This window comes from Saccharothrix sp. NBAS 001, assembly GCF_056640475.1.
Genome location: NZ_CM153251.1, coordinates 4761075 through 4786148 on the forward strand (window position 1 = coordinate 4761075; position 25074 = coordinate 4786148).

25 protein-coding genes are annotated in these 25074 nt (G+C 73.0%); 9 read left to right on the forward strand and 16 right to left on the reverse strand.

Annotated elements, in window-relative coordinates; genetic code table 11:
• The first annotated feature begins 43 nt into the window (after positions 1-43).
• From AC0HI0_RS19440 to AC0HI0_RS19450, 3 genes are all read left to right on the forward strand, one after another.
• Positions 44-1264 carry a DUF2716 domain-containing protein gene (locus AC0HI0_RS19440; protein ID WP_480933783.1) on the forward strand — a complete coding sequence of 407 codons (1221 nt, stop codon included), beginning with the start codon at positions 44-46 and terminating at the stop codon, positions 1262-1264.
• 128 nt (positions 1265-1392) lie between these two features.
• On the forward strand, positions 1393-1857 hold the full coding sequence (locus AC0HI0_RS19445) for a hypothetical protein (protein ID WP_480933784.1): 465 nt from the start codon (positions 1393-1395) through the stop codon (positions 1855-1857).
• 236 nt (positions 1858-2093) lie between these two features.
• Complete coding sequence (locus AC0HI0_RS19450; protein WP_480933785.1) at positions 2094-3851, forward strand: M28 family peptidase; 1758 nt, start codon at positions 2094-2096, stop codon at positions 3849-3851.
• A 90-nt stretch (positions 3852-3941) separates the two neighbouring features.
• Here the strand turns inward: AC0HI0_RS19450 and AC0HI0_RS19455 are convergent, their stop codons facing one another.
• Together AC0HI0_RS19455 and AC0HI0_RS19460 are read right to left on the reverse strand one after the other, a co-directional pair.
• Positions 3942-4883: an EVE domain-containing protein gene (locus AC0HI0_RS19455; RefSeq protein WP_480933786.1), complete on the reverse strand. Its 942-nt coding sequence runs from the start codon at positions 4881-4883 to the stop codon at positions 3942-3944.
• Between the two features lie 31 nt (positions 4884-4914).
• Positions 4915-5757, reverse strand: coding sequence for an alpha/beta hydrolase (locus AC0HI0_RS19460; RefSeq protein WP_480933787.1), 843 nt, complete (start codon positions 5755-5757; stop codon positions 4915-4917).
• A gap of 69 nt (positions 5758-5826) precedes the next feature.
• Between AC0HI0_RS19460 and AC0HI0_RS19465 the strand changes: the two genes are divergently transcribed.
• Positions 5827-6561, forward strand: a complete 735-nt coding sequence (locus AC0HI0_RS19465; protein WP_480933788.1) for a TetR/AcrR family transcriptional regulator — start codon at positions 5827-5829, stop codon at positions 6559-6561.
• A 245-nt stretch (positions 6562-6806) separates the two neighbouring features.
• Here AC0HI0_RS19465 and AC0HI0_RS19470 read toward each other — a convergent pair whose 3' ends face one another.
• Complete coding sequence (locus tag AC0HI0_RS19470) at positions 6807-7256, reverse strand: Lrp/AsnC family transcriptional regulator (protein WP_480933789.1); 450 nt, start codon at positions 7254-7256, stop codon at positions 6807-6809.
• 161 nt (positions 7257-7417) lie between these two features.
• Here AC0HI0_RS19470 and AC0HI0_RS19475 point away from each other — a divergent pair, with 161 nt between their 5' ends.
• Positions 7418-10861, forward strand: coding sequence for an indolepyruvate ferredoxin oxidoreductase family protein (locus AC0HI0_RS19475; protein WP_480933790.1), 3444 nt, complete (start codon positions 7418-7420; stop codon positions 10859-10861).
• A 114-nt stretch (positions 10862-10975) separates the two neighbouring features.
• On the opposite strand, the gene AC0HI0_RS19480 is transcribed toward AC0HI0_RS19475, so the two are convergent.
• Positions 10976-11341 (reverse strand): YybH family protein, encoded by a 366-nt coding sequence (locus AC0HI0_RS19480; protein WP_480933791.1) that lies wholly within the window; start codon positions 11339-11341, stop codon positions 10976-10978.
• Positions 11342-11438: 97 nt separating this feature from the next.
• Between AC0HI0_RS19480 and AC0HI0_RS19485 the strand changes: the two genes are divergently transcribed.
• Positions 11439-12320, forward strand: coding sequence for a LysR family transcriptional regulator (locus AC0HI0_RS19485; RefSeq protein WP_480933792.1), 882 nt, complete (start codon positions 11439-11441; stop codon positions 12318-12320).
• Between the two features lie 17 nt (positions 12321-12337).
• On the opposite strand, the gene AC0HI0_RS19490 is transcribed toward AC0HI0_RS19485, so the two are convergent.
• On the reverse strand, positions 12338-12754 hold the full coding sequence (locus AC0HI0_RS19490) for a PPOX class F420-dependent oxidoreductase (RefSeq protein ID WP_480933793.1): 417 nt from the start codon (positions 12752-12754) through the stop codon (positions 12338-12340).
• 135 nt (positions 12755-12889) lie between these two features.
• Here AC0HI0_RS19490 and AC0HI0_RS19495 point away from each other — a divergent pair, with 135 nt between their 5' ends.
• Positions 12890-13543 carry a DUF5994 family protein gene (locus AC0HI0_RS19495; RefSeq protein WP_480933794.1) on the forward strand — a complete coding sequence of 218 codons (654 nt, stop codon included), beginning with the start codon at positions 12890-12892 and terminating at the stop codon, positions 13541-13543.
• A gap of 162 nt (positions 13544-13705) precedes the next feature.
• Here the strand turns inward: AC0HI0_RS19495 and AC0HI0_RS19500 are convergent, their stop codons facing one another.
• Positions 13706-14428 carry a GntR family transcriptional regulator gene (locus AC0HI0_RS19500; protein WP_480933795.1) on the reverse strand — a complete coding sequence of 241 codons (723 nt, stop codon included), beginning with the start codon at positions 14426-14428 and terminating at the stop codon, positions 13706-13708.
• 150 nt (positions 14429-14578) lie between these two features.
• Here AC0HI0_RS19500 and AC0HI0_RS19505 point away from each other — a divergent pair, with 150 nt between their 5' ends.
• On the forward strand, positions 14579-15775 hold the full coding sequence (locus tag AC0HI0_RS19505; protein ID WP_480933796.1) for an ROK family transcriptional regulator: 1197 nt from the start codon (positions 14579-14581) through the stop codon (positions 15773-15775).
• An 18-nt stretch (positions 15776-15793) separates the two neighbouring features.
• Here the strand turns inward: AC0HI0_RS19505 and AC0HI0_RS19510 are convergent, their stop codons facing one another.
• The 7 genes from AC0HI0_RS19510 to AC0HI0_RS19540 form a co-directional block, all read right to left on the reverse strand.
• Positions 15794-16669 (reverse strand): DUF4365 domain-containing protein, encoded by an 876-nt coding sequence (locus tag AC0HI0_RS19510; RefSeq protein WP_480933797.1) that lies wholly within the window; start codon positions 16667-16669, stop codon positions 15794-15796.
• A 138-nt stretch (positions 16670-16807) separates the two neighbouring features.
• Positions 16808-17809 (reverse strand): proline racemase family protein, encoded by a 1002-nt coding sequence (locus AC0HI0_RS19515; RefSeq protein WP_480933798.1) that lies wholly within the window; start codon positions 17807-17809, stop codon positions 16808-16810.
• A complete protein-coding gene (locus AC0HI0_RS19520) occupies positions 17809-18708 on the reverse strand; it encodes a dihydrodipicolinate synthase family protein (RefSeq protein ID WP_480933799.1) in 900 nt (299 codons plus the stop codon). Before AC0HI0_RS19520 ends, AC0HI0_RS19515 begins: the two co-directional genes overlap by 1 nt.
• On the reverse strand, positions 18705-19940 hold the full coding sequence (locus tag AC0HI0_RS19525; RefSeq protein WP_480933800.1) for an FAD-dependent oxidoreductase: 1236 nt from the start codon (positions 19938-19940) through the stop codon (positions 18705-18707). Before AC0HI0_RS19525 ends, AC0HI0_RS19520 begins: the two co-directional genes overlap by 4 nt.
• On the reverse strand, positions 19937-20191 hold the full coding sequence (locus AC0HI0_RS19530) for a (2Fe-2S)-binding protein (protein WP_480933801.1): 255 nt from the start codon (positions 20189-20191) through the stop codon (positions 19937-19939). The genes AC0HI0_RS19525 and AC0HI0_RS19530 overlap by 4 nt, the downstream gene beginning before the upstream one ends.
• The gene (locus AC0HI0_RS19535; RefSeq protein ID WP_480933802.1) at positions 20182-21324 is read right to left on the reverse strand and encodes an NAD(P)/FAD-dependent oxidoreductase; all 1143 of its coding nucleotides are present in this window, start codon (positions 21322-21324) and stop codon (positions 20182-20184) included. The genes AC0HI0_RS19530 and AC0HI0_RS19535 overlap by 10 nt, the downstream gene beginning before the upstream one ends.
• A gap of 54 nt (positions 21325-21378) precedes the next feature.
• Positions 21379-21933: a helix-turn-helix domain-containing protein gene (locus AC0HI0_RS19540; RefSeq protein WP_480933803.1), complete on the reverse strand. Its 555-nt coding sequence runs from the start codon at positions 21931-21933 to the stop codon at positions 21379-21381.
• A 67-nt stretch (positions 21934-22000) separates the two neighbouring features.
• On the opposite strand from AC0HI0_RS19540, the gene AC0HI0_RS19545 reads away from it, so the two are divergent.
• On the forward strand, positions 22001-22957 hold the full coding sequence (locus tag AC0HI0_RS19545) for a DNA polymerase domain-containing protein (protein ID WP_480933804.1): 957 nt from the start codon (positions 22001-22003) through the stop codon (positions 22955-22957).
• 233 nt (positions 22958-23190) lie between these two features.
• Here AC0HI0_RS19545 and AC0HI0_RS19550 read toward each other — a convergent pair whose 3' ends face one another.
• The 3 genes from AC0HI0_RS19550 to AC0HI0_RS19560 all read right to left on the reverse strand — a co-directional run bounded on the left by AC0HI0_RS19550 (position 23191) and on the right by AC0HI0_RS19560 (position 25068).
• Entirely contained in the window at positions 23191-23970 is a 780-nt protein-coding gene (locus tag AC0HI0_RS19550) for a hypothetical protein (RefSeq protein ID WP_480933805.1), read from the reverse strand.
• A gap of 202 nt (positions 23971-24172) precedes the next feature.
• Positions 24173-24664: a GNAT family N-acetyltransferase gene (locus AC0HI0_RS19555; RefSeq protein ID WP_480933806.1), complete on the reverse strand. Its 492-nt coding sequence runs from the start codon at positions 24662-24664 to the stop codon at positions 24173-24175.
• Between the two features lie 125 nt (positions 24665-24789).
• Positions 24790-25068, reverse strand: coding sequence for a hypothetical protein (locus tag AC0HI0_RS19560; RefSeq protein ID WP_480933807.1), 279 nt, complete (start codon positions 25066-25068; stop codon positions 24790-24792).
• Between the last annotated feature and the right edge of the window lie 6 nt (positions 25069-25074).

Below are 25074 nucleotides of genomic sequence, written 5' to 3' on the forward strand. Positions count from 1 at the left end.
AAACCCGGTTCGACGGCGAACGGCCGGACGGTAGAAATGTGCCGTGACACCCGAAGAACTCCTGGCCGCCTATGACGCGGACCTCCGCAACGGACCCGGGCACGCCCCGGTGGGCGCGGTGGTCGAGCGCGACGGACCGCTGGTGCGCGTCCACTACGGCACCCACGGCACGGTCGACCACGGCCCGCTGACGGGACCGGTCGACGGGGTGATCGCGCGGCAGCAGGAGGTGTTCGCCGCACGGGACGAGCCCGTCGAGTGGCGGGTTCACGCCCACGACTCCGGGGACCTCGCCGCACGGCTCGAAGCCGCCGGTTTCCGGCGTGGCTGGGAACGTTCGGTGATGGTCGGCGCGCTCGGGCAGGCGTGGCCCGACCCGGCGGCGTGGTTGCCCTGGGCGACGCGGGCGCAGCGGGAGGAGCTTGGCCGGCTGGCCGAGCGGACCGGCCCGCACGGACAGCCGTTCGACGGGTTCGACGTGGACGAGCCGGACCTGGAGGGGTACGAACCCGTGGTCGTGCGGGACGGGCAGGTCGTGGCCGGGCTGTGGGCCTACGACGTCGTCGGCACCCCGTTCCTCCGGGTGGGCGGGATCGCCGACCCCGGCCTGGAGCACGTCGGGCAGTTGTGCGAGTGGCGTTGGCAGCGCGCGGAACTCGCGAGTTGGCAACGACGGCCGGGCGCGCGGCTGATGGTCGTGGAGGCCGACGGCGCACTGCGGGATGCGTTGCGGGACAACGGGATGTGCGAGATCACCACGCTCACCTCGTACCACTGGGGGACGGCGTCGGGCGCGACGACGCGGCCGGTGACCGCGCTGTTCGACCACGCCGAGCACGACCGGATGTGGGAGCGGTTCGAGGTCGGGTTCGGGTTCCGGCCCAGCGTCCACCGCTTTCCCGGGATCTCCGAGCCGGCGGGGTCGGTGACCTGGCACCTGCGCCACGGCCCCGGCGACCTCGACCGGATCGTGCGGGACGGGCTGCGCGCGTGCGTCCGGCCGGGCGAACCCCTGTACTGGCTCGACTGGCAGCACGTCGGCTACCGCTTCGACCCGGCGCGGGTCGGCGGGCCGGGCCTGCCGCCGTGGCCCGGCTGGGCCTACCCGGACGGCGACTACTACCTCTACCTGACGCCGGATCTGCGGCTCGGCACGTTCGGGCACCCCTGGGAGCACACGGTGTGCGTGTTCGGCGCGGAACTGCTCGCCGAGGTCGAACGGCCGCTCACCGCGCTGCTCGGTCCGGCCGTTCGGCGCAACTGACCACCACCGGCGTGGAAAGGGCCTGCTCCGGGCGGTAGGGGGTCAGGCCGTTCAGGCGATGTGCCGGGGGAATGCGGCGGGTGATGCTGGCGGATCCAGCCCGGACAACCTCATCGAAGGGGTCCCCCGTGCGCAGACTCCCCGCTGTCCTCCTGGCCGTCGCAACGTCCCTGGTCGTGCTGCCGTCAGCGGCCCGTGCCGACACCACCGCCGAAACCGGCGTCCGAGCCACCGGCCTGACGTGCACCGTGTCCCCGGCAGCGGCCTACCTCCCGGCCGGTCGGGAGGTCGACCGCTCGACCTCCGGCGGCTACTGCACGTCGCCGCGCCCGTCGTACCGGTCGGTGATCGTCTTCCGGGTGGAGCCGCCGGTCGCGGGCGGTGGCTACTCGTGGGCGCTGTCCGGCGCGCCGCTGCCGCCGACCTGTACGGCGACGGCCCCGGTCTGCCGGGTGACGGTGAACAACACGCGGATCGACCGGATCGTCACCGCGACGGTCGACGTGACCGGCGGCGGGCAGGTGGCCCGGTACACCGCCGAGGGGTGGGCGCTCGGGGCCTGCGCGGGGCCGCACGGTCCCGAGTTCTGCTGAGAATCCCTGCCGTCAACCGTGAAATTACCGAATTGTCCGTTCTTTTGGGACAGTCGTCCGGTAGGCAACCCCAAAGTGTGCCGGTACGCCGCCGCGTCCGGTACCTACCGGAAGCCCTAGTTAGCGAAGCGTCCGGAATGCGACGCTTCGCTGGTTCGGCCGGGGCCACCGCACACCGCCCATACCTGCTGGGCGGGGACGGCCGGGCAATTCCCTGCCTCACGAGGAGCATTCGGATGAAGCACAGAACCCTGGGTGCGGCGGTCGCTCTCGCGGCCCTCGCCTGGGTGACGACGTCCGCGGGGCCCGCGCTGGCGACCGACGCCCAGCAGCCCGGCGCAACGGCCACCGTCAGCGCGCTCGCGCCGCCGAACATCGACGTGGCCGCGGTGCAGGGCCACCTGTCCCAGTTCCAGTCGTTCGCCACCAGCAACGGCGGCAACCGGCGGGCCGGCAGCGGCGGGTACACCCAGTCGCTGGCCTACGTGAAGGCCAAGCTCCAGGCCGCGGGCTACACCGTGGCCGAGCAGCGGTGCACCAGCTGCACCTACGTGTCGAACAACCTGATCGCGGACTGGCCCGGCGGCGACGTCAACCAGACCGTCATGTTCGGCGCGCACCTCGACGGCGTGTCGGCGGGTCCGGGCATCAACGACAACGGCTCGGGTTCGGCCGCGCTGTTGGAGAACGCCCTCCAGCTCGCCGCCCGCAACCCCACGATGACCAAGCACGTCCGGTTCGGCTGGTGGACCGACGAAGAGCAGGGCCTCAACGGGTCCCGCTTCTACGTGGGCCAGCTGACCGCCGCGCAGAAGTCGGCGATCAAGGCGTACTACAACTTCGACATGGTGGCCTCGCGCAACGCGGGCTACTTCATCAACAACATCAGCACTGCCGCGGCCGCGCCGCTGCGGGAGTACTGGACGTCGTTGAGCCTCGCCCCCGAGGAGAACGTCGAGGGCGCGGGCCGCTCGGACGACGCGTCGTTCCAGCGGGCCGGCATCGCTTCGTCGGGCTACGCCACGGGCGCGTCGGCGCGCAAGACCAACGCGCAGGCCCAGAAGTGGGGCGGCACGGCCAACGGGGCGTACGACTCGTGCTACCACAGCTCGTGCGACACGACGAGCAACATCAACCCGACCGCGCTGGACCGTTCGGCGGACGGCATCGCGTACACGATCTGGAAGCAGGCCGTGAGCGAGACGCCGGCGAGCGACTTCTCGCTGTCGGTGAGCCCGGGTTCGGGCTCGGTCGAGGTCGGCGGCACCGGGTCGTTCACGGTCAACACCCAGACCACGTCCGGTGCGGCGCAGAGCGTCGCGCTGACCGCGACCGGCCAGCCCAACGGCGTGTCGGTGGCGTTCAACCCGTCGACCGTGCAGTCCGGTTCGTCGTCCACGGCGACGGTGTCGGTCGGTTCGACGGTGGCCAACGGCACGTACCCGATCACCGTCCGGGGCGCGGGCACGGCGACCAAGACGGCGACCTACACCCTCACCGTGACCGGTGGCGGCGGCGGTAGCGACTTCTCGCTGTCGTTGGGCTCGTCGTCGGGTTCGGTGGAGGTCGGCCAGTCCGGCACGTTCTCGGTGAACACCGCGACCACGTCGGGCTCGCCGCAGAGCGTCGCGCTCTCGTCGAGCGGTGCGCCCAGCGGCGTCAGCGTGGCGTTCAACCCGTCGACCGTGCAGTCCGGCGCGTCGTCCACGGCGACCATCTCGGTCGCGGCGACGGCGACGGCCGGCACGTACACGATCACCGTGACCGGCTCGGGCACCTCGTCCCGGTCGGCCACGTACACGCTGACCGTCACCGGCGGCGGCGGTCCCGGCGGGTGCGACGGCGTTCCGGCGTGGAGCGCTTCGGCGTCCTACGTGCCGAACGACCTGGTGTCGCACAACAGCCACAAGTGGAAGTCCACCTGGTACTCGGTCGGCGCGGAGCCGGGCCACCCGAACTCCTGGGCCGTGTGGCAGGACCAGGGCGCCTGCTGATCGGCGTCCTCGACCAACGGCGGCTGCCGGCTCACCCGAGCCGGCAGCCGCTGTCGTCCGGGGGTTGCCGGCCGGGCCGAGGGGTTCGGGTCAGGGCGATTCGCGGAACACGTCGCCGTCGCGGTGGATCGTCCTCACCCCGTTGGCGCGGAGCACTTCCACGATGGTCGGCGACGGTTCCGAGGGCAGCAGCACGGCGAGCCGGGCGTCGGGCCTGATGTGGTGCCGGTAGTCCAGGAGCTGACCGAGCGCCGTGCGCACGTCGAGCCGGGCGTTGGAGGCCTTGGCCTCGATGAGCGTGTTCGTCGTCGCGTCGAACAGGTCGCAGACGAGCCGTTCGCCCGTGGGCAGCAGCGCGCTGAGGCAGACCAGTTCGCGGCCCAGGAACTCCTGGTACCCCTTCACCAGCTTCGCCTCCGGGAACCCGACCTCCCGGGGTCCCGCTCCGCCGGTCGCGGTCGTCGTCTCGGGGACGCCGCCCACCGGCCGTGAGGTCACCACCGTCTCCGCCGGTCCGGGCCGATCGGTGCGGCCCCGGCCGACCGCCGGCCGTTCGATCGCGGACCACTGCCGCGCGGTGAGCGGGATCGGGTTGGCGGCGAAGGGTTGGCGGACGACCGACGCCCCGGCGAAGTCCTGGTCGGCCACCAGCGAGCGCTTGGACAGCGGCTCGTCGAACAGGAAGCGGTCGAAGCGCACGTCGACCACGTGCCTGCGCTCGGGGTGCTCGGCCCAGTGTTCGTCGAACTCCTCCCTCAAGTACGGCGACGAGGTCAAGGTGCCCAGGGCGTAGACGCCCGCGCCGGCACCGGACAACCACAGCGCGAAGCGGTCGCCGGGACGCAACCGCTTGAGGTGGTTGACGACCGTCCAGTGGTGCAGCGGACCGGTCCGGCTCTCCAGCCAGGACCAGACGTCCCACTTCTCCGGGTTGCACTGGAGGATCCAGTGCCGGGGAACGCGGTCGGCGTCGGCGGCCGGCCTCGTTCCCCAGGCCGGGGCGGGCGTTGTCGCCGCTGTCCTGTCGTCCATGATCAGCAGGATAGGGCGGGCGACCGCGCGGTCAGGACAGGGCGGATGCCAGCCACGGGGTCAGCAGCGGGAGGACGGTGGCGGCCCGCATCGCACTCATGTGGTCGGTGTCGGGGACGAGTTCCACCGTCCAACCCCGCCGCACGAGTTCGTCGCGGTGGCGTTCGAGGGCGTCGGCGATGACGACGTGGGCGTTGTCCCACCGCTCGCCGTAGGTGATGTTGTCGTTCTCCCCGGCGAACGCCAGCCTCGGGACGTCCAGCCGGTCGAGGGCGGCCCGCTCGTCGAAGTCCTGGAGCGACTCGTACAGGGTCACGTACTGGCGCGTCTGGTCCGGGTCCAGCGCGACTTCCACGCTGTCCCAGTCCCCCGGCACCGCCGCGGAGTTGTCGGCCGCCGGCCGGTCTTCCAGCGCCATCTGGTGGGTGGCGAGGGTGACGGTGAGCATCGGGCCGTACGGGCCGTCCAGGGGCGGGAACCCGCCCATGGCCAACGCGGTGAGCCGGTCGGTGCGGACGGCGAGCTGGAGCCCGGCGAGCGCGAGCCACGAGTAGCCGTAGTAGGCGAACCGGTCCGCGCCCGCCGCGTCGGCGAGGGCGAGCAGGTCGGCGGCGACGGCGGACGCGTCGAGCGTGCCGGGCTTCGGGTGCCGGGCGAGGTGGCCCTCGTAGTCGGCGGCGACCACGCGGAAGCCGGCGTCGGCGAGGCCGGTGGCGAGGGTGTGCCCGAGGTTCGGGTCCGCGCCCCAGGCGCGCATCCGCTCGGCTTCGTCGTCGTCGCGCACGGCGGTGCCGACGGGCAGCAGGACGGTCGGGCCGGCGCCGAACACCGCCACTTCGAGGGACGCGTCGTCGTGCAGTCGTGCGGTGGCCATGGCGGAACCCCTCCGAGGTGAGACCGATGAAAACACTATACAACGTAAACACTATAGACTGTACGCACTATGGCGACGACCCCCGACGACGACGTGGCCGCCCACGTCCGCAGGCTCTGGCGGCACCGGGGCACGACGCTGCCCACCCCGCGCCGGGGTCCCCGCCGGCAGCTCGACCTGGACGAGATCCTGCGCACCGGCATCGCGATCGCGGACGCCGAGGGCCTGCCGGCGGTGTCGACGCGGGCGATCGCGGCGAAGTTCGACAAGACCGCCATGGCGCTCTACCCGTACGTGGGCACCAAGGAGAACCTGCTGGCCCTGATGCAGGACCACGCCTCGGCGCTGCCCGCGTGGGAGGACCCGACCACGAGCCTGGCCGACGCGCTCCAGGCGTGGGCGGACGCGCTGTTCGAGGTCTGCCTGGCCCACCCGTGGCTGACCGAGCGCCCGTGGTCGCAGGCCACCCAGGGCCCCAACGAACAGGACTGGCTCGAACGGCTGCTGGGCGTCTTCCACGCGTGGGACGTCCCGCCCGGCGCGCGGCCCTCGGCCGTGACCATGCTCTACGCCACGGTCCGCGCCACCGCCGACACCGCCGCCGCGTACCGGCGGCTGGACCGGCCGGAGATCACCCAGTGGAGCCGGCACGCGCACGCGACCGCCGAGCAGATCCCCGACCTGGCCCGGCGGTACCCGCTGTCGACCGGCCTGCAACCCCTCACCCCGCACTGGCAGGACAACCCGCGCGCCGCGCTGACCGGCGCCGTCCGGCTCCTCGCCTCGGCGCTGCGGCCCACCTGACCCGGGTTACCCGTACTGCCCTTGGGATGTCGCATCCGGACCGCGCGACCGGCCGCGTCGTGCGCCGCCACGAACACGCCGCCCCCGGCGACCCGGTCCACGTCGACATCGAGAAACCCGGCACCATCCCCGACAGCGGCGGCCACCGCGTCCACGGACGGCACCCACAATCACCACCGCAGCCACACCGCACCGGGCGGCCGACCACCCGCGGGCCGCGTCCCCGACCTCGCAGGTCAGTACAGCTAGCCGTCCTGGCCCCGGGTCCACGAGTCCAGCGCGATCAGGGTCTTGGTGCCGGTCACCTGGTGGTGGCGGCGGATCTCGTCGATGGTGCGCTGGAGGTGCGCCATGTCCCGGACCCGCAGCCAGACCAGCGCGTCCGGGTCACCCGCGATGGTGAACACGGCCTGCGCCTCGGGCATCCGGGTCGTGGTGTCGAGGATGTCGGAGACCTTCGTGTTGCCGACGAACCGCAGCTCGGTGAACGCCTCGATCCCCCACCCGAGCTTGGCGTGGTCGATCTGCACGGTGAACCCGGTGATGACGCCGACCTGGGTGAGCCGGTCGATGCGCCGCTTCACCGCCGCCGTGGACAGCGTGACCCGGCCCGCGATGTCGGACAGGGTCCGGCGGGCGTCCTCGCGGAGCAGGGCGAGGATCTCGTGGTCGGTGGCGTCGAGTTCTTCCGGCACAGCCGCCAGGATAGTTCCCCGCGCAAAAAATCCGGGGAAAAGGCGCAGGTAGGCTTCGTCCTTTGCGTCGCGGGGGCGAAAACGGACCCGGATGTTGCATCCGGGTCGCACACCGTGTGGTGTGACGCGCACCGCATCGGTGTCGAGTGAAGGAGCACGGCGTGGAGGCGTTCACTTTGGAGGACCGCTACCTCCGGGAGGACGGGATCGTCCACCTCAGCGGGGTACAGGCCCTGGTGCGGATGCTGTTCGACCGCGTCCGCCACGACCGGGGGCGCGGCGAGGGCACGGCCGTGTTCGTCTCCGGCTACGAGGGGTCGCCGCTGGCCGGCTACGACCTCGAACTGGCCCGCCGCGCCACCCTGCTGGACAAGCACGACGTGGTGCACCGGCCCGGCCTCAACGAGGAGCTGGCCGCGACCTCGGTGATGGGCAGCCAGCTGACCGGCGCGCTGCCCGGCCGCCGCTACCGGGGCGTCACCGGCGTCTGGTACGGCAAGGCACCCGGACTGGACCGGGCCACCGACGCGCTGCGGCACGCCAACCTGGCCGGCACCGACCCGCACGGCGGCGCGGTGGCGCTGGTCGGCGACGACCCGAACGCGAAGTCCTCCACGGTGCCGTGCGCGTCCGACCTGGCGCTGGCCGACCTGGCGATCCCGGTGTTCTTCCCGGCCGACTCCCAGGACGTGCTCGACCACGCCCGGCACGCGGTCGAGCTGTCCCGCGCGGCCGGCGTGTGGTCCTCGCTCAAGATCGTCGCGAACGTCGCCGACGCGTCGAGCACCGCGCTGGTCAGCCCGCACTGGACCGCGCCGGAGATGCCCGGCCACGCCTACCGCCACCAGCCCACGTCCCGGCTGCTCGGTGCCGAACTCGCCCGGCTGGAGCGCAGCCTCTACACCGTCCGGCTGCCGCTGGCGCTGGAGTACGTGCGGGTCTCCGGCGTGAACCGGATCGTCCGGGGCCGCGCGGGCGACCGGGTCGGGATCGTCACCGCGGGCAAGTCGTACCTGGACGTCCGGCAGGCGCTGGACCGGCTCGGCCTGACCGAGGACACCCTGTCCCGGCACGGGATCCGGCTGCTCAAGCTCGGCGTGATCCACCCGGTGGAGCCGTCGGTCGTGCGCGAGTTCGCCGACGGCCTGGACACCGTGATCGTCGTGGAGGAGAAGCGGTCGTTCATCGAGGCCGCGGTCAAGGACGTCCTGTACGGCCGCGCCGACGCGCCCGCCGTGCACGGCAAGACCGGCCCGGACGGGCGGACGCTGTTCGGCGAGATCGGCGAGCTGGACCCGGACGGCATCGCCACCGGCCTGGCCCGGCTGCTCGCGCCGCTGGGCATCGGGTCGGTCGACGCGTGGCGGCAGCGCGGCCGGCGCGAGCGGATCGCCGTGCCGCTGCTGGCCCGCACGCCGTACTTCTGCTCGGGCTGCCCGCACAACTCGTCCACGAAGGTGCCGGAGGGCACGATCGTCGGCGGCGGCATCGGGTGCCACACGATGAGCCTGTTCATGGACCCCGAGCAGGTCGGCTCGCTGGTCGGGGTGACCCAGATGGGCGGCGAGGGCACGCAGTGGATCGGCATGGCGCCGTTCGTGGAGACACCGCACTTCACCCAGAACATCGGCGACGGCACGTTCACCCACTCCGGCAGCCTGGCGGTGCGCGCGGCGGTCGCGGCGGGCGTGAACGTGACCTACAAGCTGCTCTACAACTCGGCCGTGGCGATGACCGGCGGGCAGGACGCGGTCGGCGGGCTGCCCGTGGAGAAGATCGCCGCCCTGCTGCTGCTGGAGGGCGTGCGGAAGGTCGTGGTGACCAGTGACGCGCCGCGCAAGCTGCGCCGCCGGTCGTTCCCGTCCGGCGTCGAGGTCCGCGACCGCTCGGAACTGCTGCGCACGCAGGAGGAGCTGGCCAGGATCACCGGCGTCACGGTGCTGATCCACGACCAGGAGTGCGCGGCGGAGAAGCGCCGCAAGCGCAGGCGTGGCAAGCAGGAGACGCCCGCGACCCGCGTGGTGATCAACGAGCGGGTGTGCGAGGGCTGCGGCGACTGCGGCACCAAGTCCAACTGCCTGTCCGTGCAGCCGGTCCCGACCGAGTTCGGCCGCAAGACCGCGATCCACCAGTCGTCGTGCAACGTCGACTACTCGTGCCTGGACGGCGACTGCCCGTCGTTCCTCACCGTCGTGCCCGGTGCCGGCAAGCCGCGCCGGCGGCAGGCCGCGGAGCTGGCCGCCGACGCCGTGCCGGAGCCGGTGACGGCGGGCCCCGACTTCGCGGTGCGGATCACCGGCATCGGCGGCACCGGAGTGGTGACCGTGGGCCAGATCCTGGCCACGGCGGCGGTGCTGGACGGCCGGCACGTGCGCACCCTGGACCAGACCGGGTTGGCGCAGAAGGGCGGCGCGGTGGTGTCCGACCTGAAGGTCACCGCGGTGCCGACCGACCGCGCGGCCAAGCTGGCGGCCGGCGAGTGCGACCTCTACCTGGCGTGCGACGCGCTGGTGGGCGCGGACCCGGCGAACCTGGCGGCGACCGACCCCGCGCGCACGGTGGCGGTGGTGTCCACCACCGAGGTGCCGACCGGGAAGATGGTCGTGGACACGTCGGTCGCGTTCCCCGAGCCCGGCCGGATCCACTCGGTGCTGGAGTCCGCGACGGCGCGGACCGTCGCGCTGGACGCCCGCGCGGTGGCCGAGGAGCTGTTCGGGGACGGGCAGTTCGCCAACATCCTCCAGCTGGGCGCGGCCTACCAGACCGGTGCGCTGCCGCTGCCGGCGTCCGCGATCGAGCGGGCCATCGAACTCAACGGCGTGGCGGTCGCCGCGAACGTGCAGGCGTTCCGGCACGGCCGCAAGCTGGTCGCCGCGCCCGCCGAACCGGCCGCCGGACCCGCCGCCGTCGAGGGGTCCGCGCCCGTGCTCTCCCCCGCCGCGCGGGCGATCCGGGCGGTCGTGCGGGCCGAGCCGGGCTCGGAGCTGGGGCGGGTGCTGGACGTCCGGGTGCCCGAACTCGTGGCGTACCAGGACGAGAGGTACGCGCGGGCGTACGTCGAGTTCGTGGAACGGGTGCGGGAGCTGGAGGGCGGGGCCACCGACGTGACGGTCGAGGTCGCCCGCAACCTGTACAAGCTGATGGCGTACAAGGACGAGTACGAGGTGGCGCGGCTGTCGTTGGACCCCGCGCTGACCGAGAAGATCAAGGTGGAGTTCGGCGAGGGGGCGCGGGCGGCCTACCGGCTGCACCCGCCGGTCCTGCGGGCGTTGGGGATGAAGAAGAAGATCGCCCTGGGCCCGTGGTTCCGCCCGGTGTTCCGGGTGCTGGCGGCGGCCCGGAAGCTGCGCGGGACGCGGCTGGACGTGTTCGGGTACGCCCACGTGCGGCGGGTGGAGCGGGAGCTGGTCGCCGAGTACCGGGCGGCGGTGGTGCGCGCGTTCCGGGTGTCCGATGTGGACCTCGCGGTGGTCGCGGAACTGGCCGCCCTGCCGGACATGGTGCGCGGCTACGAAGACGTGAAGCTGGCCAACGTCGAGCAGTACCGCGACCGCCAGCGCCGGATCCTGGACCGCTTGGCGGCGGCTCCGGTGCCGACGGCCTGACGCGGGAGTGCGGCGGAGCCTCCTTCACGGCGGCTCCGCCGCGCACCCCGCCCACCGGTCGGGCACCCCCGTGGTCCCCCTGGTCCCACGGGGGTGACGGCCCGATCGGGCGGATCAGTCGGTCGGCGTGACGAACTCGGGCTGGTCGAGCAGGCGCAGCCAGCTGCCGTCGGGCTGGCGGCGGACGACCTGGGCGCGGGCGCCCGAGCCGTCCTTGGGCGGGGTCGAGGTGAGGGCGATGTCGTCGCTGACGAGGGTCGGCAACGGGGTCTCCAGTTCGAAGACGGGGTTGTGGGCCAGGACGCCCGCCCACAGCTCGCGGATCGCCTCGCGGCCCACCGTCTGGCTGCCCGGCGGGTAGGCCAGCACGGCGTCCTCCTCGTAGAGGGCGGCGACACCGGCGGCGTCACCGGCGTTGGAGCGCTCGACGAACAGGCGGGTGATGTCCTCGGGGCGCATGGCCTTCTCGTACTCCGACATGGGGTTCCTCCCTGGGTGATCTGCCGTGCTTCCAGCCTCGCCGCCACCCGACCAGAAGTCCAACAGATGGTTCAGATGGCTACTAGAATCCACAGTCATGGAACTGAGGCAGCTGGAGTACTTCGTCGCGGTCGCCGAGGAGCGGAACTTCACCCGCGCCGCCGAGCGCGTGCACATCAGCCAGTCCGGGGTGAGCGCCCAGATCCGCCAGTTGGAACGCGAACTGGGCGCGGAGCTGTTCGACCGGTCCGCGCGGACCGCGACCCTGACCACCGCCGGGAAGGCCGCGCTGGAGCACGCCCGCGCCGCGCTGGCCGCCGCCGAGGCGGTCGGCCAGGCGGTCGGCGAGGTGACCGACCTGATCCGGGGCCGGCTCGCCCTCGGGATGGTCGACGGCTGCACCGTCACCCCGCTGTTCGACGCGCTGGCGGCGTTCCACCGGGCCCACCCCGGCGTGGAGATCTCGTTGCAGGAGGCCAACTCCGCCCACCTGGTGGAGGCGGTGCGCGCGGGCGGCCTCGACCTCGCCCTGGTCGGCACCGCGAACAGCACCCCGGACGGGCTGGACGCGCTGGTCATCGTCAGCGAACGGCTGGTCGCGGCCGTCCCGCCCGACCACCCGGTGACGCGCGAGCGCCTCACCCTGCGCAAGCTCGTCGATCACCCGCTGGTGTGCATGCCGCCGGGAACGGGCCTGCGCACGGTGTTCGACCAGGCGTGCGCGGCCCAGGACCTGCGTCCGGCGATCGCGCTCCAGGCGGGCGCGCCGGACGCGATCGCCGACCTCGCCGCCCGGGGGCTGGGCGTGGCCCTGCTCAGCGAGTCGATGGTCGCCCACTACCGGGACCGGCTCACCGCCGTGCCGATCGACGACGTCGACGTCCCCGGACTTCTCGCGCTGGTCTGGAAACCGACCCGGGGCCCGGCGGTGCGCGAGCTGCTCGCCCACTGCCGCCGGGCGTTCGCCGCGTCCCGGTGACGCCCGCCGGCGGTGCCTCAGGAGGCCCAGGGGCCGACGCCGCCGACGCGCTCGATCGAGTAGCGGACGACGTAACCGGGGCCCTTGGGGGCCGGGAACGTGGTGTCCGGCGACATGTAGACCTTGGTGAGCCGGTCGAGCAGGTCCCACGCCCCGTCGCTCGGCTCGACCGTCGCGCGGGCGCGCAGCACGGCGTACTCGTTGAGGAACGCCTCGGGGTTGCGCGGCGCGACGAAGGACAGCACCACGCGCGGGTCGCGTTCGATGTTGCGCAGCTTCTGGTGCCGGGACATGTGGCCGCTGACCAGTTCGTCGCCGTCCAGGCCCAGCCAGATCACGGTGACCTGCGGGCTGCCGTCGGCGTTGATGGTGCTCAGGTGGACCAACGGCCCGGACTCGACCAGTTCCCGGAGTTCGGGCGGCAGTGTGCTCACGAACCGCGATCCTAGACCGGCGTGAACCGGTTCGCGGCCCGTTCCCACGCGTAGGGTGAAGGACATCCGGTACGACGGTGCCCCATCCGAGGCGTCGGACATCCGGTCCCAGTACCGGGAAGAAGCAGTGTTCCCATGTCGCGCATCCACAGCCGCGAACCGCACGGTGAATCCCGACCGGCGTCGACTCGTCCCCAGGAGCCCGGGCTGACCGCTCTCGCGGCCGGGGATCGGAGCACCGGCACGCCGTCGGTCCCGTCCACCACCTCCCCCACCACCGAACCGGCCCGCCCGCCGCTGCGGCTGAGCCTCAAACCACCCGCCCTGCCCACCGGGCACGTCGACGGTGCCTGGTGGCCGCGCTCGCGCGACCTCGTCGCCGAACTCCCGGCCCTGGTCGAAGCGCTCGCCGACCGGCTCGGCGCGGTGTCGCGCGTGGTGTTCGCCGAGCCGTTCTGGGGTCCCGCGCCGGACCGGGCCGAGGTCGACGGGCGCACCGTCGTGCTGATCGGGTTCACCGCGCTGGACACCGACGTCGTGCAGGTCGCCGGCGCCGACCGGCGGCACGTCGACCTGCTGGTGGTCCCGCCGGACGCGGAGGGCCCGGCGGCGCGCCGCGCGCTGGCGCTGGCGGCCGCGTCGGACCACACCCGCCTGCCGGCCCGGATCCTGGCCGCCGCGGGCGTCTCCGCCAGGCGCGCGCAGGTCGTCGTCGAGCACACGCCCGTGCATCGGACGCGGCACCGGACCCACGCCGGACGGACGGGACGGTCGCTGCCGGCCGGGTGAGGCGTCGGCGCGGGACCGTGGCGGCGCGGGACCGTGGCGGCGGGGGCTCGTGGAGTGGGGGCGGTGGAACCGCGCGGTGGTTGCGGCTGCTCGCGCACCCCGTTGTGCGGGACGAGCAGGAGGATCCGCCGGTCGACCTCGACGGTCGCAGCGTCGCGGAGGTCAGCCGGTGAGCGGGATGGTGAACTTCGGGGCCGAGCCACCGGTGCTCGACACCGTTGTCGTGGCCTCGACGGGCGTGCCGGACGAGCCGTGCGTGATCCGGTGGACCACCAGGACCGGTGCGTCGACCGGGATGTCCAGGGTGTCCGCCTCGTGCCGGCTGGGCAGGCGGGCGTCGAGCTGCACGGTCGCCACGATCGGGTCCAGGCCCGCGTTGCGCAGCAACGGGGTCAGGTCCGGGTGCGGGGTGTCGTTGCGGTCGGAGATGTCGTGGCCGGTGTGCTGCTCGATGGTGGTCGCCACGACCTTGGGCAGCCACTGCTGGTCGATGCTGGTCACCCTGGTGCCGGTGTGGTGGTGGCGGATGCGGTGCACCACCAGGCTGCCGGTGGTGAGCCCGAACCGCCCGGCGATGTCGGGGCCGGCCGCCGTCCAGCCGCTGAGCACCACCTTCGGGTAGGTCGCGCCGTCGGGCAGGATCCGCGGCGTGGTGGGCTGGGACGGGACGGTCGTGCCGCACACCAGCGTGCCCAGGCCCTGCTTGGACGTGGCGACGCCCTGGGCCACCAGCACGGCCACGGCCGCGCGCGCGGTACCCCGCGCCACGCCGAACTTGTGCATCAGGTCGTGCAGGGTGGGCAGCGCGCTGCCCACCGGGTACTCGCCCCGGTCGATGGCGCCGATCAGGTGATCGGCGATGAGCCGGTACTTCACGTCTTCCACAGTCGCCTCCCCCAAGCCGAATCTCACCGCAGGGACGTGAGCTGGGCGCACTTAGTAACGAACCGTTCGATACTCTGCTATGGTCTGGACCATCTGTCAAGGGCTTGGACCTGCTAGCGTGCGCGACGAGAGCACGGAAGCGAGGCGCACGTGTCATCCGGATCGGCGGCCACCGGGCCCCACGTGCTGCGGCGGATCAACGCCACAGCCGTCCTCAACGCGCTGCGCGACGCCGAGGGGCACACCGCCACGGTGTCCGACCTGGTGGTGGCCACCGGGCTGTCCCGGCCGGCGGTCACCCGCGCGCTGACCGCGCTGGCCGAGGCGGGCATCGCCGAGTTCTCCGGCCCGACCGAGCACCAGATCGGCCGCCCCGCCCAGCGGGCCAGGTTCCGCGCGGAGCTGGGGCACGTGGCGGGCATCGACGTCGGGCCGCACAAGGTCCTGGTGATGATCGCCGACCTGGCCGGGAACGTGCTGGCCGAACGCGAGGCGGTCAGCCCGACCGGGCCGAACATGGTCCCCCTGCTGCGCAGCACGCTCACCGCCGTGTCCGACGAGGCGGGCGTGACCCCGACGGACCTGTGGTCGGTCGCCGTGGGCACGCCCGGGATCGTGGACCACGAGCGCGGCGAGGTCGTGCTGGCCCCGAGCATCCCCGGCTGGTCCAGCCTGCCGGTGATCGCCGAGCTGCGCGACTGGCTGGGCTGCCCGGTCGGCATCGAGAACGACGTGAACCTGGCCGTGGTCGCGGAGCGGTGGCGCGGCGAGGCGGGCGACAACCTGCTGTTCGTGCAGTGGGGCGAGCGCATCGGCACCGGCATGGTGATCGACGACAAGCCCTACCGCGGCGCGTCCTCCGCCGCCGGCGAACTGGGGTTCATCGACCTGGTGACCGACCTGGACGACGAGCCCAAGCCCCCCACCGACGGGCTGGGCGCGTTCGAACGCCTGGTCGGCGCGGGCGAGATCCTGCGGCTGGGCGTGCAGCGCTGCGACAGCCCGTTGCGGGACCGGCTCGCCGAGGGCACCGACATCGCCCCGCTGTTCGACGCGGCGGCGGCCGGCGACCCGGCGGCGGCGTCCGTGGTGGACACCATCGCGACCCGCTTCGCCCGCGGCCTGGCCGTGCAACTGCTGATCATGGACCCGCAACGGGTCGTGGTGGGCGGCGGCGTGTCCCGTGCGGGCGAGGTCCTGTTCGACGCGGTGCGAAAACGCCTCGGCCGGATGCTCCTGGTCCCGGTGGACCTGCGGGTGTCGGCGCTGGGCGCGGGCAACGTCGCACTCGGCGCGGTCCGCATGGCCTTGGACCACGTCGAACAGCGCCTCACCGCGTTGCTCTAGCGGGCCGTTCCGCAGGGATCAAGAAGGAGCGGACCGCCACCACGCGCTCGCTTGCGCGCAGGCGCGCAGCCACGCCAATTCGTTCGAGCCGACGATGAACCTGCTGCCGACGACCGAAATCGTGTCCGCGAACGACCGCAGATCCACGTCCTCGAACTGCACCGCCAACTCCTTCAACTCGGGGTTGCCGATGTGATCCGCCAACTGGCTGACCGTCGTCAGACCGAGGGCCGCGAACTGGTCGCCGAGGGTCAGAGCATCCGGGGTGACCTCGATCGGCTCCCAGCCCCCGTCGCGGTGCAACAAGGTCGCCACCTGTTCACCACGCCGCTGGCGGAAGACCATCTCCTCACCGTGCTCGTTCATCGAGTACGACAGGTAGTCCGTCGTGTCGAACACCTGTCCGCTGAGATTGCCGAGCGCTTGCCGCAGCTGTCCCCGTTCGGCCACGTACTCGCGCATCGTCCGGACAAAAGACGACATCGAGCTTTCGTCCAGGACGTCCGCAGCCGAGATCGCGATCGAGCGGAGGTCCCGGCTCTCCGCCTTCGCCTGTCGCAACTGGTGCGATGCGTTGGCCCAGTACAGCAGGCTGGTGTCAGGGTCGTAAACGACGCACACGACAGGGACGTTCGTGTTGAGCCACGAGTCGCGGTGACCCTTGATCTGCACCAGGTAGCCGTTGCCGCCGCGATAGGAGACACCACCCTTGACCTGCACGGCGATGGTGTCACCGGTAGTGTGCATGTCTTCTACGAAGCTGACGTACAGGTCTTCACCGAAGTCGTTGCGCCCGTCGATCCTCTGGACGATGTGGGCGTGTTCCTGCATGAGTGCGGCGAAGCGGTTGACCGCTCGGTCCTCCATGATCCTGTTCGGGTCGACCTTGCTCATCCTCACTCCTGATCGATGCGGTCCTGGGCCGTGTTCACCACAGCGGCAGCGGCGCGCGTCCCCGCCGATCTTGAGCAGCGTATCCAGGACGACCACTCCCACGGCACCGGTTCGCCGAGAACCGCCCGACCCGTCACCTCAGAGCTGGAAGCCGCGCGGGAACGGGTCGGTGGGGTCGAGCAGGTAGTGGGACATGCCGGTTATCCAGGCCCGGCCGGACACGGTCGGGAGTACGGCGGTGCGGTCGGCCAGCGGGGTTTCGGCGGTCAGGCGGCCGGTGAAGCGGGTGCCGATGAAGGATTCGTTGACGAAGTCCTGGTGCAGGGCCAGTTCGCCGCGCGCGTGGAGTTGGGCCATGCGGGCGCACGTTCCGGTGCCGCACGGGGAGCGGTCGAACCAGCCCGGGTGGATGGCCATGGCGTTGCGGGAGTGCGCGCCGTCCCGGCCCGGTGCGGTGAACTGGACGTGTTTGCAGCCCGCGATGTCCGGCTCGGTCACGTGGACCGGACGGCGTCGGGCGTTGATCGCGTCCATTATGGACAAACCTGCGGCGAGGATCCTGTCCTTTTCCGCGCGGTCGAAGGGGATTCCCAGTTGTTCCAACGGGATGATGGCGTAGAAGTTGCCGCCGTAGGCCAGGTCGTAGCGGACCTCGCCCCAGCCGGGGACGTCCACGACGGCGTCCAGCTCGTGCGCGTACGCCGGGACGTTGCGGATCGTGACGCGCGCCGCCCGCCCGTCCACGACCTCGACCTCCGCCGCCACCAGGCCCGCCGGGGTGTCCAGGCGCACCACGGTCACCGGCTCGGCCACCTCGACCATCCCGGTCTCCACCAGGACCGTCGCCACGCCGATCGTGCCGTGCCCGCACATCGGCAGGCACCCGGACACCTCGATGTACAGCACGCCCCAGTCGGCGTCGGGGCGGGTGGGCGGCTGGAGGATCGCGCCGCTCATCGCCGAGTGCCCGCGCGGTTCGTTGACCAGCAGCTCACGGAGGTGGTCGAGGTGCGCGACGAAGTGCAGCCTGCGTTCGGCCATGGTGTCGCCGGGGATCACGCCGACGCCGCCGGTCACCACGCGGGTGGGCATCCCCTCGGTGTGCGAGTCGACCGCGGTGAAGTAGCGGGAGGAGCGCATCACGCCTCCAGGTGGGTCAGGGCGCGGCGCAGGTCTTCGTCCAGGCGCGCGCGGTGTTCGGGTGTCAGCGGTCCCCGGGGCGGGCGGCACGGGCCGCCGTACCGGCCGACGGCGTCCATCGCGTGTTTGATCGCCTGCACGAACTCGGTGCGCGAATCCCACCGGAACGTGCCGACCAGCGGTCGGTACAGTTCACGCGCCTCGGTGAGCTTTCCCTGTCGTGCCAGGGAGAACAGGCGCACGGACGCCTCGGGGAACGCGTTGGGGAAGCCGGCGAACCAGCCCTGCGCGCCCATCAGCACGCTCTCCAGCAGCACGTCGTCCGCGCCCGCCACCACGGTCATCCCCGGCGCGGCCTCGCGGATCTCCAGCACCCGCCGCACGTCGCCGGAGAAGTCCTTGACCGCCACGACGTTGTCGATCTGCGCGAGTTCGCCGAGCACGTCCGGCGTGAGGTCGACCTTGGTGTCGAACGGGTTGTTGTAGACCATCACCGGCAGCCCGACCGAGGCGACCTCGGTGAAGTGGTGCACCACCTCCGCGCGGCCCGCCCGGAACAGGGTGGGCGGCAGGCACAGCACGGCGTCCGCGCCGTCCTCGGCCGCCAACTCCGCCCAGTGCCGCGCCTGGTGCGCGCCGGCACCGTGCACCCCGACCACGACCACGCCGGCACCGCCGACCGCGTCGATCGCGGTCTTGGCCACGGCCCGGCGTTCGGCGTCGGTGAGCGAGGAGTACTCCCCCAACGAACCGTTGGGGCCCACGCCGTCGCAGCCGCTGTCCACCAGCCACCGGCAGTGCTCGGCGTACCGGTCCAGGTCGGGGCGCAGGCCGGCGGGCGCGGCCGGGTCCGGCGCGTAGGGCAGGGCGGTGGCGACGATGACGCCGTCCAGGGTCATTGCTCCTCCAGGTCCACGGGTGTGTCGGCGAGTTCGCCCAGGCGCAGCGGGGTGGCGAGGGGCACGCGCGGCGGGACGTACGGGACGTCGGCGAGTTCGGCGGCGTTGCGCAGGCAGATCCGGCCTTGGCACAGGCCCATGCCCACCCGGGTGGTGAGCTTCAGGGCGCGCAGGCCCAGGCCGGGGACCAGCGCGCCGGCCGGGACCTCCTCGCACCGGCAGACCAGGGTGTCCGGCGTGGGCCAGGTCCGCCAGCCCGGCCGCACCCCGGTCACCCGGGCCAGCCCGGCGGCGAAGACCCGCGCCCGACGCACCGCGCGCAGCGATTCCCGTGACGGCACACCGCCCGCCGCCGCCGTGCCCGCGACCACGCCTTCGGCCACGGCCGCACCCGCACCGCCGATGCCGGTGATCTCGCCCGCCGCGTACACGCCGGGCACGGAGGTCGCCTGCCGCGCGTCGACCCGCACGAAACCGTCGTCCAGCAGGCACTCGGCGGCCAGGTCCAGGCGCGGGGTGAAGCCGAAGCCCACGCACACGGCGTCGGCCGCGATCCGGCGCGCGGTGCCGGCGCGCACCCGCCAGTCATGGTCCACGCGGGCCACCGTCGCGGTCTCGCCGTCGAACGCGACGACCGCGTGGCGGGCCCGGTAGTGCCGCAGGATCGCGCGATACCGGGCCAGTTCGGCGAACTTGGCGCGGCCGGCGAGCATCGCGGCGGGCTCGCGCAGCCAGTCCTGCGGGGCGGCGGCGTCCACGACGGCCGCGATGTCGACGCCCAGGCCGCGCAGCGCGGTGGCCACGGGCAGCAGGAACGGCCCCACGCCCGCGACCAGGACGCGGCGGCCCACCGGGACGCCGTGCTGCTTGGCCAACGCCTGCGCCGCGCCGGCCGTGACCACGCCGGGCAGGTCCCAGCCGGGGAACGGCAGCACCCGGTCGTGCGCTCCGGTGGCCAGGACGAGCGCGTCGGCGTCCAGCACCCGGGCCACCCGCGCCGGGCTGTCGGCCGGCCCGGTGCGCAGGTGCAGCCTGGTGCCCTCCAACGCCCACGCGGTCGTATCCGGCAGGTGCGTGACACCGGGATGAGCGAACGACAGCCGCTCACCCCGGTGGAACTGGCCTCCCGCAACGGGTTCCGCGTCCACCAGCATGGTTCGCGCGCCGTGGTCCGCCGCCGCGCGGGCCGCCGCCATCCCGGCCGGGCCCGCGCCCACCACCACGACCCTCACGGCAGCTCCGCCCCGTGCTGGGTCCGGACCTCGTCACCGTCGGCCAGAACCCGTTGGCACGCGCGGACGTCCGGCACCCCGTTGACCACCACCAGGCAGTCGAAGCACACGCCGATCCCGCAGAACACCCCGCGCGGCCGACCTCCGGCACGCGTGGTGCGCCAGGTCCGCCGACCCGACGCCAGCAACGCGGCGGCGACCGTCTGGCCGTCCCGCGCGGGCAGCGGGACGCCGTCGAAGGTCACCTCCACCCCGTCACCCCCGGCCGGTCGACCCGGAACGGCACCGGGTCCACGTGCGGCGGGCGCCCGGTCAGCAGTTCCGCCAGCAGCCGCCCGGTGCCGGCCGCGAGCCCGATGCCCGCGCCCTCGTGCCCGGTGGCGTGCCACAGGTTCGGCAGCCTCGGGTCGCGCCCGATCACCGGGAGGTGGTCGGGCACGTACGGCCGGAACCCGCCGTAGGCCCGCATCACCGGCACGCCGGCCAGCACCGGGAACAACGCGATCGCCCGGCGTGCCAACGCCCTCAGCACCGCCACCGGGATCTCGTCGGCGAACCCGACGCGCTGCCTGCTCGACCCGATCAGCACGGTGCCCGCGCGGGTCGACTCGACCACGCCCGAGGTCATCAGGTCCGCCTCGCCGCCGGCCACCGCGCCCACGTAGTCCGCGTCGTACACCTTGTGCCGCACGCACAACGGCAGCGGAGCGGTCACCAGGACGACCCCGCGCCGGGGCCGCACGGCGACGGGCGCGGACTTCGCGAGACCGCCGGACCACGGCCCGCACGCGTTCACCACCGCACCGCAGGCGATGTGCCCGCCCGAGGTCAGCACACCACGACTGTCCACATCGGACACTTCGACGCCGGTGCGGACCTCACCGCCACGCCGCCGCACCGCCGTGAGCAGCGCGGTCGCCGCCACCACCGGATTGACCTGCGCGTCCTGCGGGTAGTGGACGGCCGCCGCGACCGCCGGCGTCAGGTGCGGCTCCAGCTCCCGGGCCTCGGCGGGGGTCACCTCGCGCGCGTCCACGCCCGCCGCGCGCTGCGCCGCCGCGAACGCCCGCAGCGGACCGGCCGACTCCGGGCCGGTCGCGACCACCAGCCCGCCCTTGTCCTCCCACTCGACGTCGACGCCGAGTTCGGCCAGCAGCGCCGGCCACCGCTCCCGCGACGCGAGCGCCAACGCCAACTCCGGGCCGGGTTCCTTGTCCGACACCAGGACGTTGCCCTCGCCGGCGGCGGTCGTCCCGCACGCGACCGGGCCCCGGTCCAGCACGGTCACCCGCAGCCCGGCCGCGCCGAGCGCCTCGGCGCACGCCGCGCCGATGATCCCGGCGCCGACGACCACCACGTCCGGCTGCGCCACTGCGACCACCACCGTTCAGTAAAATGAACGCTGGTTCCGGACTGTAGGCAGCACCGGGCCCGACCGTCAACCCTTCGGGTACTCCAGCAGCAACACCGAGACCACCGGCCCGCCGACCGTCTCGTACACGTGCGGCAGCCGCCCGGGGAACGACACGTAGTCGCCGGGCCCCAGCTCGTGGGGCGCGTCCACCGGCCCCACCCGCAGCACGCCCTCGGTGACCACGACGTGCTCCACACCGGGATGTCCGTCGGAAGTCTGCACCGCGCCCGGCCGCACCCGCTGGTCGTACAGCTCCAGCACGGTCTCCGCCAGGTCGACCCGCCGCAGCAGCCGCAGGTCCACCGCGTCGCTGCTGAGCACCTCCACGTCCGCCGCGCGCACCAGCACCACCTCCGGCCCGGCCCGCTCGGTGAGCAGCTCGGACACCGGCACGTTCAGAGCGTTCGACAAACTGAACACGGTCTCGATGGTCGGGTTGCCCGCGCCGCCCTCCAGCGCGGACAGCGTCCCCTTCGCGATCCCGGACCGGCGGGCGAGTTCGGACAGCGACAGCCCGCGCAGCTGCCGCAACCCCCGGAGGTTGACCCCCAACACCTCGCCCGCCCGCACACCGCTCATGACCGGGCATCCTGCCCCATCCCCGGCCCCACTTGCCGGCTGGACCGCGACCGGGGAGGGTGTCGGGGTGGGCGCTGCTGAACAACGCGACGGCGTGTCGCTGACCAACCTCGACCAGGCGCTGTTCGAGGGGGCCGACGCCACCAAACGCGATCTGGTCGACTACCTCGACGCCGTGCGCGACCGGATCCTGCCCGGCCTGGCCGGACGTCCCCTGTCCGTCGTGCGCGTGCTGCGCGGCCAGGACCCGTTCATGCAGAAGAACGTCCCCAAGTACACACCGGACTTCGTGCGGACCGCCCCGGTGTGGGCGGACGCGTCGAAGCGGCAGATCAACTACGCGCTGTGCGACGACCGCCGCACGCTGCTGTGGTTCGCCAACCAGCGCGCCGTCGAGTACCACGTCCCGCTCAGCCTGCTCGACGACCGCGAGCACCCCCAGTACGTCGTCCTCGACCTCGACCCGCCCGAGGGCGAGCCGTTCCAGGCGGTGGTCGGCACCGCCCGCCTGGTCCACCGGGCGCTGACCGACGCGGGCCTGTCCGGCGCGGTGAAGACCAGCGGGGCCAAGGGGTTGCACGTCTTCGTGCCGGTCACGGCGAGCGACGACGACGCGGCCGCCGCCACCCGCGCGCTGGCCGCCCGCGCCGAGCGGATCGACCCCGGCATCGCCACGACCGCGTACATCCGCGAGGAACGCGGCGGCAAGGTGTTCCTCGACTCGACGCGCGCCTACGGGGCCACGGTCGTCGCCGCGTACAGCCCGCGCATCCGCCCCGGCACGCCCGTGTCGTTCCCGGTGGCGTGGGACGACCTCGACCAGGTCACGCCACGCGATTTCACCCTGCGCACCGCGTTGGAGCTGCTCGGCGACGACGACCCGTGGGCCGCGAGCCTGCCCGCGCCCCAACGACTCCCCGAGGACCTGGTGGCCGAGGGCCGGGAGATCCCGGTCGCCCGGGTCGTGGCGATGCACGAGGGCAAGCGCCGCGCCCGAGCCCGCCGCGACGCCCAGCCGGACTAGATCCTGCGGATCTTTCCCGTGATCGTGTGCGGATGATGGTGTGTGGTCGTCAATGACGACTCCCTCGGGACGCCGGGGGACGACGTGGCGTTCGTGGTCGGCGTCGATTCCCCGAGTGTGCGGGTGCACCGGCACGTGCCCGGTGCCCGGAAACAGGGGGCTGCGCGGACTGGATCGACGCCCTCGCCGTCGGCGGTGGTCCCCGCCCCTGCCAGGCCGTGCGAGAGGAGCCCTCAGACCGGCTCCAGCCAGTTGTAGTGGCCGGGCTGCCCCATCCGCTCCCAGCGGGACCAGCCCGTCCCCGGGTAGTACCAGGGGCCGGGCTCGTCGCGTTCGAGGTGGTCGTAGGCGATCAGCGCGTCACGGGCCGTCTTGCACTCCGGGTGCCGCTCGGCGAACCGCTCGACCCCGGGGCGCACGGCCGACGTCCACTCGCGCACCGGCGTGACCTGGTCGTCGGCCGACCACCAGGTGCACCACGAGGTCTCGCCCCAGTTCAGGCCGGTCGCCCAGTGGCACGCCAAACGCACCACACCGCCCTCCACGCCCGGCCCGGTCAGCGCGTCCACGTGGGCCGGCCACGGCCGCAGGTCGCCGTCCACGCACGCGAGCCCGCAGAGCAGGTCGGCCACGTCCGACGCCGGCCACGCCGCGAGCGCGACGGCCAGCACGTCGCCCAGCGCCGCCCGCACCGCGCGCCGCTCGCCGTCCGGCCAGGTCGGCAGGTCGGCGCAGCCCGGCGCGAGGCCGCGCAACGCCCGGCCCGGGTCCACCTCCCGCGCCGCCACCAGCGCGACGACCCGGTGCGCGAGCCGCCGCCACAGCCACTGCCACGCGGCCGGGCTCCAGTGGCTCGGGGCCTCCTCCGCGAACAGCCGCACCAGCTCGTCCGGCACGAGTTCCGGATCTCCCGCCAACAGGCGCAGGTCGTCGTCGGCGTAGCAGGCACCGCACCCGCCGAGCACGACCTCGGTCTCCCCGGTGCCGACCGGTCCTGGGCGTTCCGTGGACATGCCGCCGACCCTAAACCCTGTCGATGACCTCGGAGTGGCTTCGGGCATCGAGGACGACCTGCCGCGTGGTCAGGTTCGTCCGCCAGTGGGCCGACCCCGGTGTACCGCATCCGCGCCCTCGCACCGCAGACCCGTCACCAACTTCCCGAACTGCCGGGGCCCGGCCCGGTGGCCGGGGATGCCGGTGAGTCGATCACCCCGCTCAGCGGAGAGCCTTGGCGAACCAGTGATCCGCCTTGCCGTGGCCTTCATACGGCTCGATCTCCTGGTAGCCGTGCCTTGCGTACAGCGCCCGCGCCTCGACCAGCTGGGTGTTGGTCTCGCACACGATCCGGGTGGCACCGAGGCTCCTGGCCGTCTCCTCGACGGCCAGGAGAAGGCCCCGGCCCACCCCTGCTCCCCGTCCGGCGGGACGTACGTACATCCGCTTGAGTTCGGCGGTCCCGGGGCTGCCCTCCATCAATCGCACTCCTGCGCAGCCCAGGAAATCGCCCTCCGCACCGCGCGCGACGAGGAACGCGCCGCCAGGCGGGCCGAGGTCGCCATGGGGGTCCTTCGCGAGGATCTCACACAACTCTCCACTCGTGACCGAACGACCCAGGACCCGCCGTCCCATCTCGCCGAAGTACTCCCGCATGACCTCGTCCACACCTGTGTCCAGGACAGACGCGGTCTCGATGGTCCAAGTAGGCATGCGCCCCATGGTCCCTGACCTGCCCGTGGTCGTCCACGGTCCCACCGATCAGCTTCCCGCCGGTCCGATCGTCACGGGACAGCCCTCGGGACGCGCCGCAGCCCCGCCAACCGCGGCGGGCCGGCTCACCTCCACGGCTTGTGCCGCTCCAACTCCTCGTGCACGAGCCCCAGGAACGCCCGGACCTCGGTCTCGCCGTACGGCGGCTCGATGTCGGCGGTCACCGGGTCCGACTGCGCGAGCGCCTGCGCGATGGCCCGCGAGTACGCCTCGGGCCCGTCCACGAAGTACTCGCGGGCGAGCATGGCCTCGACCATGCTCGCCGCCACCTCGCGGTCCAGGCCCGGGGCCCGGAACAGCCCGTAGATCACCGAGTTCAGCTCGGCGCGGTGGTCGATCGTCATCGTGCT